At 67.6% G+C, this 13,779-nt stretch carries 10 protein-coding genes and 1 pseudogene; 4 read left to right on the top strand and 7 right to left on the bottom strand.

Features of this window, described 5'->3' with window-relative positions:
• Positions 1-41: 41 nt before the first annotated feature.
• From EH209_RS06710 to EH209_RS06700, 3 genes and pseudogenes are all read right to left on the bottom strand, one after another.
• Positions 42-266: pseudogene (locus EH209_RS06710) on the bottom strand (DUF123 domain-containing protein); the annotation flags it as partial.
• A 186-nt stretch (positions 267-452) separates the two neighbouring features.
• The gene (locus EH209_RS06705) at positions 453-2,726 is read right to left on the bottom strand and encodes a hypothetical protein (RefSeq protein WP_126662117.1); all 2,274 of its coding nucleotides are present in this window, start codon (positions 2,724-2,726) and stop codon (positions 453-455) included.
• A gap of 172 nt (positions 2,727-2,898) precedes the next feature.
• Complete coding sequence (locus EH209_RS06700; RefSeq protein WP_126662116.1) at positions 2,899-3,906, bottom strand: RAD55 family ATPase; 1,008 nt, start codon at positions 3,904-3,906, stop codon at positions 2,899-2,901.
• Between the two features lie 175 nt (positions 3,907-4,081).
• Between EH209_RS06700 and EH209_RS06695 the strand changes: the two genes are divergently transcribed.
• Positions 4,082-5,071, top strand: a complete 990-nt coding sequence (locus tag EH209_RS06695) for an NAD-dependent epimerase/dehydratase family protein (RefSeq protein WP_126662115.1) — start codon at positions 4,082-4,084, stop codon at positions 5,069-5,071.
• Here the strand turns inward: EH209_RS06695 and EH209_RS06690 are convergent, their stop codons facing one another.
• Complete coding sequence (locus tag EH209_RS06690; RefSeq protein ID WP_126662114.1) at positions 5,072-6,148, bottom strand: peptidase; 1,077 nt, start codon at positions 6,146-6,148, stop codon at positions 5,072-5,074.
• A 159-nt stretch (positions 6,149-6,307) separates the two neighbouring features.
• Between EH209_RS06690 and EH209_RS06685 the strand changes: the two genes are divergently transcribed.
• Entirely contained in the window at positions 6,308-7,369 is a 1,062-nt protein-coding gene (locus EH209_RS06685) for an NAD(P)-dependent glycerol-1-phosphate dehydrogenase (RefSeq protein ID WP_126662113.1), read from the top strand.
• 97 nt (positions 7,370-7,466) lie between these two features.
• Here the strand turns inward: EH209_RS06685 and EH209_RS06680 are convergent, their stop codons facing one another.
• The 3 genes from EH209_RS06680 to EH209_RS06670 all read right to left on the bottom strand — a co-directional run bounded on the left by EH209_RS06680 (position 7,467) and on the right by EH209_RS06670 (position 11,169).
• On the bottom strand, positions 7,467-8,288 hold the full coding sequence (locus EH209_RS06680; protein WP_126662112.1) for an ABC transporter permease: 822 nt from the start codon (positions 8,286-8,288) through the stop codon (positions 7,467-7,469).
• Complete coding sequence (locus tag EH209_RS06675) at positions 8,285-9,241, bottom strand: ABC transporter ATP-binding protein (protein WP_126662111.1); 957 nt, start codon at positions 9,239-9,241, stop codon at positions 8,285-8,287. The genes EH209_RS06680 and EH209_RS06675 overlap by 4 nt, the downstream gene beginning before the upstream one ends.
• Before the next feature lie 107 nt (positions 9,242-9,348).
• A complete protein-coding gene (locus EH209_RS06670; RefSeq protein ID WP_126662110.1) occupies positions 9,349-11,169 on the bottom strand; it encodes a S9 family peptidase in 1,821 nt (606 codons plus the stop codon).
• A gap of 315 nt (positions 11,170-11,484) precedes the next feature.
• On the opposite strand from EH209_RS06670, the gene EH209_RS06665 reads away from it, so the two are divergent.
• Positions 11,485-12,060 (top strand): hypothetical protein, encoded by a 576-nt coding sequence (locus tag EH209_RS06665; RefSeq protein ID WP_126662109.1) that lies wholly within the window; start codon positions 11,485-11,487, stop codon positions 12,058-12,060.
• Positions 12,061-12,266: 206 nt separating this feature from the next.
• A complete protein-coding gene (locus EH209_RS06660; protein WP_126662108.1) occupies positions 12,267-13,328 on the top strand; it encodes a glycosyltransferase in 1,062 nt (353 codons plus the stop codon).
• The last annotated feature ends 451 nt before the right edge of the window (positions 13,329-13,779 follow it).

Genomic DNA, 13,779 nt, shown 5'->3' with positions numbered 1-13,779 from the left:
TCGCGGTCTCGATCGGGGGTCGATCGTCGAGCGACGGCGAGCTACTTGAAACGCGGACGACCGCCTTCGGCGAGCGCCGCCTCGCGAATGACCGCAGCGTCGGCGCTCGGAGCGGTCAGCAGGTGCCCCGAACAGTCGCAGACCGACGCTCCGAAGCCGTCGACCTGCTCGCCCGGGAGCGACCCCGCGAGTTCGCACTCCCGGTCGACGTCGGGGAATGCGATCGCGCTCTCGAGGCGCGTCTTATCGTGTCCGAGCAGGTAGTCTCGCGCTCGCCCAGCGCTCCGACCGCGAGGGTCGCGCTCACGGGACGTCGACGACGAGCACGGAGGTGCCGCTCTCGCTCATAGTCGAGCGTCGGGCGCGAAGCGACAAAAACGAGGTCGGTTCGAAACGCGGTGAGGTCGGAGCGACTTGGATCGACTCGAGGCGGACGGAGACGGAAGCGGCCGTTAGCGATCGCGATCCTGCTCATCGTCCCGCGGAACGGGATCGTTCTCGTGGACGTGTCGTCGGCTGCTCATGTCTTCGTCCTCGCGCTGGCTCTGCTGGCGCTCGTCGCCGCCGCCGGGGAGCCCCTGACTCGACTGGTCGCCGCGGTCGGTCGAGGAGGGCTGATCGCGCTCGCGGTTCCAGTCGCGGTTGTGGCCCTGCTCGCCGCGGTCGTCGGCGCGCCGGGACACCTGATCGTTCGGGCTCCGGTACTCCCGGTCGAACTCCGGTTCGTCGGTCCAGTCGCCCTGCTCGGAGCGCTGGCTCTGGGGCTGGTGCTCGAGGCCGCCGCCGGACCGATTTTCAGGCTGATACTGGTCGGGAGAGTAGCCGGTATCGCTCCGGCCGCCAGTCTGTTGGCCGCCGCCCTGCTGTGCGCGGCCGGCGCGGGGCTGGCCGTGCTGGCCCTGATGTTGCTGGCCGCGTTGACCCTGGCTCTGCTGGTTGTACTGGTCCTGACCGCGATCGGACTGTTGCCCCCGACCTTGTTGGCCGCGCCGAGCGTCGTCTTGCCGGGCCTCGTTACGACGCTCGTGGCCGCGCTGGAAGCCCTGCTGGCTGCCGCCCTGCTGAGCGGCGTCGCTGCGGCCGCGCTGGCGCCGCTGATCCTGTTGCTGGCCCCGATAGCCGCGTTCGCGACGGTCCTGCTGGTTCTGTTGGTCCTGCATTTCCGTCTCGCCGCGGGGCATTCGTTCGTTGATTCCGCGTTCGCGTCCGCCCTGCTGGTCGCCCATCTGCTGGGGTTGCTGGCCGCCCTGTGGCTGGGACTGCTGGCTTCCCATCTGCTGGGGTGGCTGGCCCCCCTGCGGCTGGGGCTGCTGGCGCTCGTGGCGGGCCTCGCCGCCATATTGGAGGCTCGACTCCTGAATCGCATCGGTCTCGAAGTCGTTCTGTTGGCCCTGATGGGACTGGCCGCGCTGGCCCTGTTGTCGTCCCGTCTGCTGGCGGTCCTGCCGCCCGCGCTGTTGACCGCCCGTCTGTCGTCCGCGTTGGCCGCCCGTCTGTTGGCGATTCTGCTGGCCGCCCATTCCTTGGCGACCGCGCTGACTGCCAGTCTGTTGCCGACGCTGCTGACCGCCGGTCTGTTGCTGGCGCTGTTGGCCGCGCTGCTCCCGCCGGCCGCCGGGGGGCTGCGACTGGGCGCCGCTCTGTCGCCGGCGCGCTTCGGCGCCGTACTCGAGGTCCGCGTCGTCGCTCACGTCGGGTTCGAACTGACTCCCGGGCTGGCGCTGGCGTTCGCGGCGGGACTGTTCGTAACCGCCGTGTTGCTCGTACTGTCCGGTTCGCTCGCGGCCCTGTCCCTGCTGGCCGCGCTGTTCGTACCCCTGAGACCCGCGCTGGGGCGACTGTTGCCCTCGCTGTCCGCGCTGCTGAGTACCCATTCCCTGACGGTCCTGTTGGCCACGCTGTCGACCGCCCATTCGTTGGTTCTGCTGGTCGCCCATCTGTCCGTGCTGCTGCTCACCCATGCGCTGGCGACCCTGCTGGCCGCGCTGTTGGGGCTGGCCTTGCTGGCCGCGCTGTTGGGGCTGACCCTGCTGGCCGCGCTGTTGGGGCTGGCCTTGCTGGCCGCGCTGTTGGGGCTGACCCTGCTGGCCGCGCTGTTGGGGCTGACCCTGCTGGCCGCGCTGTTGGGGCTGACCCTGCTGGCCGCGCTGTTGGGGCTGACCCTGCTGGCCCTGCCGGCCGCTCCGACGCTGTTGGTCGCCCATCTGCTGGGGGCGCTGGCCGCCCTGCGGCTGGGACTGCTGGCGCTCGTGGCGGGCCTCGCCGCCGTACTGGAGGTTCGACTTCCGAATTGCGTTGGTTTCGAACTCGCTCCCCTGGCCGCCCTGCTGGCCTCGGTCGCCCTGATTCTGCTGGGGCTGTCCGCGGTGGCCCTCCTGGCCGCGCTGCGTTCGCTCGCCGCGGCCGGCCTCATCGCGGCGACCCCGCTGGCGGTCCCCGCCGGCCGACTGGCGACCGTAGTCCGGTTCGCCGGCGGTCCCGCGGACGTCTTCCTCCGAACTGTGCCACTCCTCCGAGCGGCCTCGAGAAGCCTCCTCGGAACGGTCTCGAGACGGGCCGTTCGCGCCCGTTTCCTCGCTGCCGCCGCGGCTGTAGAGTCCGTGTAACCAGCCGCGGTCGTCGTGGTGCTGTCGTCCCTCGGACTCGCGATACCGATCGTCTCGCTCGGCGTCGCTCGAGCGGTCGGTGCCTCGGTCTCGTCGGTCGCGGTCGTATCGGTCGTTCATGGCTGTGACTGTGGCGCTGTGGTCGCTCGGTGGTCACTCGTCTCGATTCCTGGCCGTGCGTTGCCGGCCGGTCGCGGACAGGGCCGGCACCACGGTGCTGTCGACATCGTGTGCTGGACCGTCCGGGCGGATAAAAGGAAAGCGCGCGCTAGCGTGCACGCGCCCGAATGTGTCAGCGCCGCTCCCGGACGCCCTGCATTTCCCGTGACGGCGGGCCGCCGGGCGTCGCCTGTCCGGCGGTCTCCACGACGGACGCGAGGAGGCCCCGAACTGGTTCGTACTCGTAGGTGATCCACTGGGGGAGAGAGCGGGCGCCGGTGAGCTTCCGGACGCCCAGCTGCCGGAGTCGCGTGTCGGGCTCGAGGTGATCGGCCAGCCGCAGGTCGACGACGCCGTCGAAGACCGATTCGTCCATCGCGACGCCTTCGTCGCCAGCCGTCCAGCCGCCGAAGATCGGCACGTACCGCGCCTTGCAGACCGTCGCCCGCGTCTCGGTGACAAACTCGTGGACGTGGTCCGTCTCGAGGCCGCGAGCGAGTTCGCTCAGTGAATCGATCGCGACCAGCCCGGTCTCGGTCATCTCGAGGTTGTCGAGCGCCTCGTTCAGCTCCCGCAGGATCGGTTCGACATCGGTCGGCTCCTCGATCGGGACGATCGAGTCGGCGGCGGCCTCGCCGACGAACTCGATCCACTCGCCGCGGTGGTCGCGGAACGCGTCGCGGTCGGCGAGCTGGTGGGTGAAGCAGTCGACGAGCCGGAGGCGGTCGTCCTCGAGGGCTGGTAGGACGTTCCAGCCGTTCTCGAAGAAGCGCTCGAGGACCGCCGCCGGCGGCGTAGTCGCGGTCACGAGAACGGCCGGCTCGCCGCGCTCGATGGCGCGCCAGACGAGTTCGGTCAGCAGTTCGCTCCGGCGGGTCCCTGCCTCTCCCGACAGACAGACGAACGAATCGGCGGGGACGCCGTTGGGAATCAGCGAATCGAGGGGTTCGACACCTGTAACGATGCGCTTGTACGCGCTCGGATCGGGCACCTCGTCTCCGTCTTCGCCGGCTTCGAGACAGGTCGTCGAACAGAACTGCCCGTCGTCGGTCTCTTCGGGTTCGCCGGGGATCGGATAGTGACAGTGGTCGCACTCGAGAGGATACTCGGGAGAGCGCTCCGGCCGCTGTTGTGATGTCATGGGTAACGCCGGCTACGACGAACGAGGAAAAAGAACCAGTTCGTATCGAGAGTGACTTTCGGCTGCGTCGAATAGTTACTTCCGACGCGGCGGTCGGCCGGACTCGCCGACGTCGAGCGGGTCGGATCGCCGTCCGGTTCGCCACCGTTTTCCACGCGACCGTCGAGGATCGGATATGGACGACGCACTCGTTATCGGCGGCACGCGCTTTATCGGCCGCCACCTCGTCGAAGAACTCCTCGAGCACGGCTACGACGTGACGATCATCAATCGCGGGAGTCACGAGAATCCTTTCGCGGACGACGACCGGGTCGACCACGTCGAGGGCGACCGGACGAACGAAGCGGCCCTCGAGGCGGCCGCGACGACCGTCGACCCCGACGCGGTCTTCGACTGCGTGGCCTACCAGCCACGGGACGTCCGCGAGGCGACGCGGATCTTCGCGGACTGCGAGGCCTACGTCTACGTCTCCAGCGGCTCGGCCTACGGCCGCGAGGACATTCCCAAGCGGGAGGACGAGACGCCCCTCGAACCCTGTACGCCCGACCAGGCGACCGACGACTCGATGGAGACCTACGGTAATCGGAAGGCTGAGGGTGACCGGGCCGTCTTCGCGGCCGCCGAGCAGGGGGTGAACGCGATGAGCGTCCGCCCGCCGGTCGTCTACGGTCCCCACGACTACACGGAGCGCCTCGACTGGTGGATCGACCGCGTGAACCGCTTCGACCGCGTCGTCGTCCCCGGCGACGGCACCAACGTCTGGCATCGCGCGTACGTCGAGGACGTCGCCAGTGCGCTCCGGATCGTCGCCGAGCGCGGCGAGCCCGGCGAGGCCTACAACGTCGGCGACCGACGGCTCGTCACGCTCGCGGAGATGGTCGAGCTGATCGCGGACCGGCTCGAGACCGACGTCGAAATCATCACCGCCGGCCCGCGCGAACTCGCCGCCGCCGACATCGAACTCGACGACTACGTGCTCTATCGGGACTATCCGCACGTCCTCTCGACAGCGAAACTCGCCGCGCTGGGCTGGGAGGCGACGCCGCCCGCCGAGGCGATGGAACGGTCGGTTGAGGCGCACCTCGAGAGCGACCGGGACGGCGACGACAACGGGCCGGACCGCGAGGCTGAGGAGCGCGTGTTAGGGATCCTCGATACGCTCTGATCAGCGCTCGCGGAGTTGCTCAAGCCGCCGGGCCCGTGACGGCTTCGCCGCGAGCCGTTCGTGGAGACGGGTCCGATCGTCGGTCGTGTCCGCTCCGGCCTCGATCGCGCGGGCGAGCGCGTCCGCACCGACCTCCTCGGCCGCGCGTCGATCGGCGGCGAACTCGGCTCGCTGGAGTGTTCGAAGGAGGAGCGGTCCGGCGACCGCGAGGGCGACGATCGCACCGAGGAACGACAGCCAAACGGTCAGCGTCAGGAACAGGCCGAACAGCACTGCCGTGACGACCGCTCGCCGCTCGAGGAGTCGACGGTCGTCAACGGCGCTGGCCCGCGCACTGAGCGCCGCCAGCTCGTCGTCGCCGAGGACCTCGAGCGCGTAGTCGGTGGCGTACGCGCGGCGGTTCCAGAACGGTCCGTCGAGATAGAGGCCAGCGATTTCGGTTTCGCGACCCGGGATCACGCCGACGATTGCGGCGGACAGGTCGGCCCGATCCGCCGCGACCTCGAGCCGTCGGCGCTGGTCGGGCGTCGGTTCGGTGACCGTCTGAGAGAGCCGAACGCTGTGCTGGAGCCAGGCGTAGCTCCCGAGGACGAGGACGAGAAAGAGGAGCGGGATCAGCGACGGGCGTGGGTCGGACGCGGCGACCAGCGCTGTGAACGGCGCGAGCGCCCCCATCACGAAGAGCGCGATCGCCGCGAGGTACTTGGCGAGCCGGCCGACTGCCGTCGTGGCGTCGGTCTCGAGGTCGCGTCGCTCGCGGGCGTACGGAAAGACGCCGAGGTACGCGACTAGCACGGCGACGATCGCTCCGGCCGCAGTCGGGAGCCAGGCGAGTGGTGCGGCGAGCCCGCCCGCGAGTGCCGGATGGACGGATGCGAGCGCGCGCTCGGTCGCGGCGACGAGGCCGCCGAACGCGAGGCCGATAACCGCAGCGAGGCCGACGACGGCGAGGAGCCGATACGTCCCGCGAGAGCGACCGTCGTCACGGGCGCGTCGGAGCGAGTACCAGCCGTAACACCGGCCACCGACGTAGCCGGCAGCGAGCAGGCAGACCCAGAACGCAGTCACCGCGATCATACCTCACCATACCAGTTGGAAATTTACTAATCTGTTCGATCGATTTGATAGACGGCGTCGGGCTCACCGCCCTCGACGTCGACGGGCCGTGGGTGAGAGCTCACCGATTGATGGCCCCGCGAGGAAAAACCCATGTCCCGGGGGTGTGTGTGATCCGGTATGTTCGAGAAGTCGACGTGGATTCGCCTGCCGCGCAATGTCGTGGTCGGGCACGGCGTTATCGACCGAGTCGTCGACGTCGTCGACGATCTGCACCTGCAGGGCCGGCCGCTGTTCGTAACCAGTCCGACGCCGAAGGACGTCGCGGCGGACCCGATCGCCACCGATTTCGAAGCCGCCGGAATCGACCCCGCCGTCGTCACCGTCGAGACGGCGTCCTTCGAGGCCGTCGAGGATGTGATCGAGGCCGCCGAGGCCGCAGAGGCCTCCTACCTGATCGGCATCGGCGGCGGCAAGGCCATCGACATCGCCAAGATGGCCAGCCACCACCTCGAGATGGGCTTTCTGTCGGTGCCGACGGCGGCCAGTCACGACGGCGTCATCAGTAATCGGGGCTCCGTCCCAGACGGCGACACCCGCCACAGCGTCGCGGCCAAGCCGCCGCTGGCGGTCGTCGCCGACACCGAGGTGCTCTCGCAGGCCCCGTGGGAACTGACGACCGCGGGCTGTGCCGACATCATCTCTAACTACACCGCGGTGATGGACTGGCGGCTCGCCAAACGGCTCAAGGACGTCGAGTACTCCGAGTACGCCGCCGCGCTCTCGGAGATGACCGCCGAGATCTTGGTCGACAACGCCGACCTCATCCGCCCGGGACTCGAGGAGTCAGCCTGGGTCGTCAGCAAGGCGCTGATGTCCTCGGGGGTCGCGATGAGCATCGCCGACTCCTCGCGACCGGCCAGCGGCGCCGAACACCTCTTCTCGCACCAACTCGACCGGCTGGCGCCCGACGCGGCGCTCCACGGCCACCAGGTCGGCGTCGGCTCGATCATGACCGCCTACTTACACGGCGGCGAGGACGGCATCTGGCGGGACATTCGGGACGCCCTCTCGAGCATCGACGCGCCGACGACCGCCGTCGAACTCGGCATCGACGACGAGACCGTGATCGAAGCGCTGACGACCTGCCACGAGATCCGCGACCGCTACACCATTCTGGGCGACGGGATGAACGAGCGGGCCGCGCTCGAAGTGGCGACGAAAACGGGCGTCATCAACTGATCGCGATCAGCCGGTCGTCTGCCTGATTGACGTCCAAAGCGCCGATCGCCGATCGGTCAGCGATCGACGGGTGAAAAGCGGGGACGAGAGCCGCCGATCAGCCCAGATCAGCGCGTTCGAACCGCCAGATGCCGAGCACGAGCGGAACGATCAGCCACGCCAGCAAGATGACGATCATCATCTCGCCCTCGAGATACCACGGCTGATCCTGGAAGGCCCCTTCGGGCAGGTCCGCGAGGAAGATATTAAACGCTCTAGAGAACGCTATCATCGGACTCATAAGCGCCTCGATGAAGGTGAGCACCTCTCCGGAGAGATCGCGGCCGAGGACGTCGTTGAAGATCCAGCCGAGTGCGGTGTTCACCAGTCCGAACAGGACGAGAACGGTCGTCACGAAGAAGAAGGCGATCGTCCCGCCCATCGCCCGCGAGCGCGAGGCCGTCGCGGCGGAGATGCCGATCGCGACCGAGACGTACGTCAGGGTAAACAGGATCGTCAGCGCGAGCGCTCCGAGGAACATCTCGACGTCGACTGACGGATACCAGAGGACCCCGAGAACGGCGCCGATCCCGAAGCCGAGGAGGATCGAAGCGACGACGACGCCCGACCGGGTGAGGAACTTCCCGAGGACGACCTCGCGACGACTGTTCGGGATCGAGAGCATGTACTTGATGCTGCCGGACTCGCGTTCGCCGGCGATGGCGAGATAGGCGGTCACGAGCGCGACGAGCGTGAGAACCAACGCTCCGGTGCCGGTCAGGCTCTGCAGGGCGTTTCGGAATTCGGGCTCCTCGACGCTGTTCTGACCGAAGTAGAACATCGCTACCGCGAGAAGCAGGTAGAGGCTGGCGACGAACCAGACGATCTTCGCCCGGCGAACGTCGAGGAAGTCCTTCTTCGCGACGGCTAACGTGCTCATGCCGACACCTCCGGTGCCGGTGCCTCGGCCTTATCTTCGTCTCCCGCGCGCTCGCCGTTCGTGTAGGTGTTGAACAGCTGCTCGAGCGAGGTGTCCTCGGAGATGATGTCCTCGACGGTCGTTTCGGCGGCGACGCGCTCGACGACGTCGGCCTTAGCCGAGGGCTCGGCGCAGGTCGCCGTGATCGTCGTCCCCTCGACGCTGACCGAGCGAACGCCCTCGACTCGTTCGAGGGCGAGCGAGTCGGGCACCGTCGCGACCTCGAGCGAGATCGGCGCACCGAGGTCGAGGTCGCCCTGCAGGTCGTCGAGCGTGCCGGTTGCGACCAAATTCCCGTCGTTCATGATTCCGATCCGGTCGCAGACGGCCTCGACCTCGCCGAGGATGTGACTCGAGAAGAAGACCGTAGTCCCCCGTTCGGCCTCCTGCTGGATGATTTCGCGCATCTCCTGCATTCCCGTTGGGTCGAGTCCCGAAGAGGGTTCGTCGAGGATGAGGAGGTCGGGGTCACCGACCAGCGCCATGCCGAAGCCCAGTCGCTGGGTCATCCCCTTCGAGTAGCCGCCGGCGGCTCGATCGCCGTCTTCGCTGGTGAGTCCGACCCGTTCGAGGAGGGCGTCCGGGTCGTCGTCGGTTCCCTTGGTGTCGATGACCCACTGGAGGTGTTCGCGCGCGGTGAGTCGGTCGTAGACGCTCGCACCCTCGGGGAGGACGCCGATTCGGTGGCGGATCTCGTCGGTGTCGGCCTGCGCGTCGAGGCCGAGCACCGTCGCGGTTCCGTCGGAGGGGCGAACGAAGTCCAATAGCATGTTGATCGTCGTCGACTTCCCGGCGCCGTTCGGGCCGAGGAAGCCGAAGACTTCGCCGTTTTCGACGGTCAAGTCGAGGCCGTCGACCGCGAGGACGTCCTCGCCGTACCGTTTGGTCAGGGCGGTCGTTTTGATAGCTTCCATACATGTTTTCCAAACCGCTGAACTGTAAGTCTTGCTAAGGTAATGGGGAACGATTAACGTCCGGCATGGGCTAACAAAACTAGCGGCCCAAATCCGTCTCGAGTCGATCAGACGTGCTCGTCGAGGAAGTCCGCGATCGTGGAGTAGGCCTCGATGCGGTTCTCGAGCTTCGAGAAGCCGTGGCCTTCGTCCTCGAAGATCAGCTTGCGGACGGGGACGCCCTGCGCTTTGGTCTTCTCCGCGATCTGCTCGGCCTCGCCGACGGGGACGCGCGGATCGTTCTCGCCGTGGAGGACGAACAGCGGCGCCTCGATGCGCTCGATGTTGTTCGTCGGCGAGATTCCCTCGAGGAACTCGCGGTCCTCCGCGAGCGAACCGTACTCGGCCTCGCGGAGTTCGCGGCGCCAGTCGCCGGTGTTTTCGAGAAACGTGACGAAATTGGCGATGCCGACGACGTCGACGCCGGCGGCCCAGAGGTCGGGGTACTCCGTCAGCGCGGCCAGCACCATGAAGCCGCCGTAGGAGCCGCCCTTGGCGGCGATCCGGTCAGGATCGACGGCGGGGTGGTCCTGCAGCCATTCTACGCAGGCCTCGATGTCGGCGACCGAATCCATCCGCTTCTCGACGTCGTCGAGGGCCGCGTAGTCAGCGCCGTAGCCCGCGGAGCCGCGGACGTTCGGTTCGAAGTAGGCGTAGCCTCGGTCGAGGAAATATTGCTTGACGGAAGAGAACGAGGGTCGGCGCTGACTCTCGGGGCCGCCGTGGATATCGACGATGACCGGCGTCTCACCGTCTTCGGCGCCGTCGGGAAGCGTCAGAAAGCCTGGCACCTCGAGATCATCGAAACTCTCGACGTGGACGAGGTCGGACTCGTCGAACGATTCGGAGGGGATGCCCGCCGTCGGCGCGTGCGTCCACTGTTCGGTCTCGCCGCTCTCGATGTCGACCACGAAGACGTTCGTGTTGACCGCGTCGCCGGTCGTCGACAGCGCGAAGCGCTCGGCGTCGGGATCGAAGCTCACACCGCCGGAGATCCCGCCCGGCAGATCGGGTTCCGGGAAGGTCTCGAACGCGGTGGGATCGCTCCCGTTGAATTCGCCCACGGTCAGGTCGGTGTAGCCCTCCACGTTCCGGGAGTAGACGAACCGGCCCGTCTCGTCGTCCAGCGCGACGCCGCCGACGTTCCACCCGTCTCCGTCGGCGACCGTCTCGAGGGCTCCGCTCTCGAGGTCGAGGTAGGCGAGATAGAGAGTGTCGGCGTCGCCCTCGTCGGTGACGAGGTAGATACCTTCGCCGTCCGGGGCCCAACTGGCGCTCTGATAGCGGACGTCGCCCTCGTGGGGCGTGAGGTGCTCGAGGTCGGGCTCGTCGGCCGCGAGGTCGAGCACGTACAGATCCTGGTCGAAGTTGGAGTAGGCCTGCGAGACCAGCAGCCGGGAGTCGTCGGGACTCCAGCCGGACAGCGAGAGCCAGCCGTCGCCCTCGTAGACGAGTTCCGCGTCCGCTCCCCGCTCGTCGCGGTCTTGGACGTAAATGTCGAAGACGGACTCGTCACGGCGGTTCGAGGCGAAGGCGAACCGCTCGCCGTCGTGGCTCCAGCCGCCCCACCGGTGTTTGGCGTCGGGCATCGCCGTCAGGTTCTCGATCTCGCCAGTCTCGGCGTCGAGTTTGAAGAGTTGGGCGCGCTCGTTGCCGCCCTCGTCCATCCCGAAGATCAGTTCCGATCGCTCGGGCGACCACGAGGCGAAGGTCACTCGTTCGTCGTAGAAGGTCCGCTGTTCGGGCCACGTGCGGGGTTCCTCGAGCGTCCAGACCTGCGGGGTCCCGGTCGTGTTCATCAGGAAGGAGAGTCGTTCGCCGTCCGGACCGAAGGAGGTCCCGTAGGCGCTTCGAATATTGAGGTAGCGTTCGATCTCGTAGCTGCCCATACACGGGGATGACGCCTCGAGTGGGTAGTGGTTTGGGTTGAGGCGATGCTGGTGCCGGGGATCGACGAGCCCCGACCGCCAGCCGCCGGTCGCAGTCAAGAGCGATCGCGCGCCGAACCGCGTTGTCCCAAATCGGTTCGGCATCGTAGCGCGGCTAGGGTGATCTTACAGCGGCGAGCGATCGAGTCCGCGGACGAAACGATTGATTCCGGCTCCTACGGCGCGCACGCCCGCGCAGAGCGCCGTTCGACTCGACGACTCGACACCTGATCGCAACGCGTAACAAACTGCCTCGAGCCGAAAGCCTGCGATACGATGCAAGATACTGGGGGCGAACCCGACGGCGGCGAGCGCGTCTCGACCGGCGCGGTCCTCGCGATGGTGGTCGTCGTGCTCGTCGCGTTCGGGCTGACGATCGCTGCGATCGGCGTCGGATTTTCGACGGGCGAGTCGGAGACCACCGACAGCGAGGAGTCGGTCGATATCGACGGGCTCGAGGACGACGGGGCTGCGGCCGAGGAAACCGAGGACGCCGCGGCCAACGACTCTCCGGACCGAGACGAGGGCGCTGACGGGAACGATTCGGACGACGGGAACGACTCGAGCCAGAGCGAGTCGGACGGCGGGGAAAATGAGACGGACGATGCGGACAGTGGATCTGGCAACGAGACCGACACGGATGGTAACGAGTCGGACGAGGACGCTGAAGCCGGCGAAGGAGACGGTGCTGATGACGAAAACGACACGGCCGGTGAATCCGCGGCGGAGGGGGACAACAGTTCGGAAGACGCGGCGACCCCGGCGGAAGGCGACGGCGACGATGGGAGTTCCATCGTCGAGCGAATTACCGGCTTCTTCAGCGACGTGCTCCCGGTCGGTAACGGCGAGTGATCGATTCGAAACGGACCGACGGCCCAGCGTCCGATCCGGCCGTGTCATTCGTCTCTCGTTCCAGCGCAGTACTCGATCGTCTCTCTCTCGAGAGCCGCTCGGTTCGCGGGACTCGAGACGCACCGACGTCACCTCGCGACGAGCGTCGGTGCGTCAACGGGACGAAAAAAGTGACTTTATAGCCGGGGGGTGCGTGGCGACCGAGTATGCGAATCGCGTTCGTCTCGCTCGAAACGGTACACCACCGCGATACCGAGACGAACCGGCGCCTCCAGTCGACGCTCGAACTCCTTCGGGATGCGGGCCACGACGTCCACCTATTCTGTACGCGATTTTGGGACGGCGACTCGCCGACGCTCGAGCGCGACGACGTCACCTACCGGGCCGTCACGGACGACCCCGACGCCCGGCGCTCGTTTTGCCTGCGGCTCCCGTTCGACCTTGGGGCGGCCGGACCGGATATCGTCCACGCGACCGCCCGGCCGCCGACCGCGCTACTGGCGGCCGGCTGTGGGGCGCGGCTCGCGCGGGCGCCGCTAGTCGCCGAGTGGTACGGCGACGGCGGCGTCGACGACGACTGGTGGACCAGGCGGGCGACGGGACGGGCCGATCGGATCGTCGCACCCTCGGAGCTCGTCGCCACGTGGGTTCGCGAACGCGGCGCCGACGGCGACCGCGTCGAGACGGTGCCCAACCCGATCGACCTCGAGCGCGTTCGGGAGGTGACACCCGACGACCGCGTCGACGTGGTCTACGCCCGGCGGCTCGACGAGGGGGCGAACTTAGAGAGTCTCCTGCTCGGGCTGGCGGAACTCCGCGGCCGCGACTGGACCACGACCGTGATCGGCGACGGGCCCGAACGCGAAGCCTACGAGCGACTCGCGAGGGACCTCCGGATCGAAGACCGGCTCTCCTTCGTCGGCGACTGCTCGCTCGAGGAGCGGATCGCGGCCTACCGCGGGGCACACGTCTTTGCGCAGACGGCCGAACACTGCGTGTTCCCCACGGAGATGCTGTGGGCGCTGGCCGCCGGCTGCGTCGGTATCGTCGAGTACCACGTCGACTCGAGCGCCCACGAACTCGTCGAGGGCTGGGATCGGGGGTTCCGGACGACCAGCGAGGACGAGCTCGCCGACGCTATTCTCGCAGCCGGCGACCTCGAACACCGGACGTTCGACGACCGGTTCGCCGACTACGATCGGTCGGCGGTCGCCGAGCGATACCTCGAGCAGTACCGGACGCTTCGGGAGGAGTACGGGCTGTTGTAAGCGATGTCGGCGCCGCTTCGATGGCGCAGTCGTCCCCCTCGGCCGCTCGGGGCCAGCGATATATTGGTTAGATAGAACTATCGACCATGACCGACGACTGCGAGTTCTGTCGACTCACTGCCGGTGAGCGACCGGCCCACGTCCTCGCCGAAACTCCGGCCGTCTCGGGCCACGCGCTGGTCGTCCTGTAACGGACGGGATGTGGCGCGGCGCAGTAACAGGAGAACTTCGGGTTGGTCCGTTGCAGAGCTGTTTGACGCCTCCCGAGAGTACGGACGGTCTCGAGCGCGTACCAATCGAATTCGGTCGCGGTGGCGCACGCTGGCGATCGGTCCGAACGACTGTGAGGACCGATCGACGGAGTCGTGCGAGGGATGAGCGAGCGGTGCGAGGGATGAACGGAGTGAATCCCTCGGAAGCGAACGGGGACCAACGGGAACCGTGAGCAGTG

This window comes from Haloterrigena salifodinae, assembly GCF_003977755.1.
Classification (GTDB): Archaea; Halobacteriota; Halobacteria; order Halobacteriales; family Natrialbaceae; genus Haloterrigena; species Haloterrigena salifodinae.
The sequence above is the reverse complement of the archived record's forward strand: the minus strand, read 5'-3'. Positions and strand labels throughout refer to the sequence as shown.

Excerpts from the sequence above, each read along its gene's own strand:
- EH209_RS06705 (WP_126662117.1), bottom strand. The coding sequence starts at position 2,726 with ATGAACGACCGATACGACCGCGACCGACGAGACCGAGGCACCGACCGC.
- EH209_RS06700 (WP_126662116.1), bottom strand. The coding sequence starts at position 3,906 with ATGACATCACAACAGCGGCCGGAGCGCTCTCCCGAGTATCCTCTCGAG.
- EH209_RS06695 (WP_126662115.1), top strand. The coding sequence starts at position 4,082 with ATGGACGACGCACTCGTTATCGGCGGCACGCGCTTTATCGGCCGCCAC.
- EH209_RS06690 (WP_126662114.1), bottom strand. The coding sequence starts at position 6,148 with ATGATCGCGGTGACTGCGTTCTGGGTCTGCCTGCTCGCTGCCGGCTAC.
- EH209_RS06685 (WP_126662113.1), top strand. The coding sequence starts at position 6,308 with ATGTTCGAGAAGTCGACGTGGATTCGCCTGCCGCGCAATGTCGTGGTC.
- EH209_RS06680 (WP_126662112.1), bottom strand. The coding sequence starts at position 8,288 with ATGAGCACGTTAGCCGTCGCGAAGAAGGACTTCCTCGACGTTCGCCGG.
- EH209_RS06675 (WP_126662111.1), bottom strand. The coding sequence starts at position 9,241 with ATGGAAGCTATCAAAACGACCGCCCTGACCAAACGGTACGGCGAGGAC.
- EH209_RS06670 (WP_126662110.1), bottom strand. The coding sequence starts at position 11,169 with ATGGGCAGCTACGAGATCGAACGCTACCTCAATATTCGAAGCGCCTAC.
- EH209_RS06665 (WP_126662109.1), top strand. The coding sequence starts at position 11,485 with ATGCAAGATACTGGGGGCGAACCCGACGGCGGCGAGCGCGTCTCGACC.
- EH209_RS06660 (WP_126662108.1), top strand. The coding sequence starts at position 12,267 with ATGCGAATCGCGTTCGTCTCGCTCGAAACGGTACACCACCGCGATACC.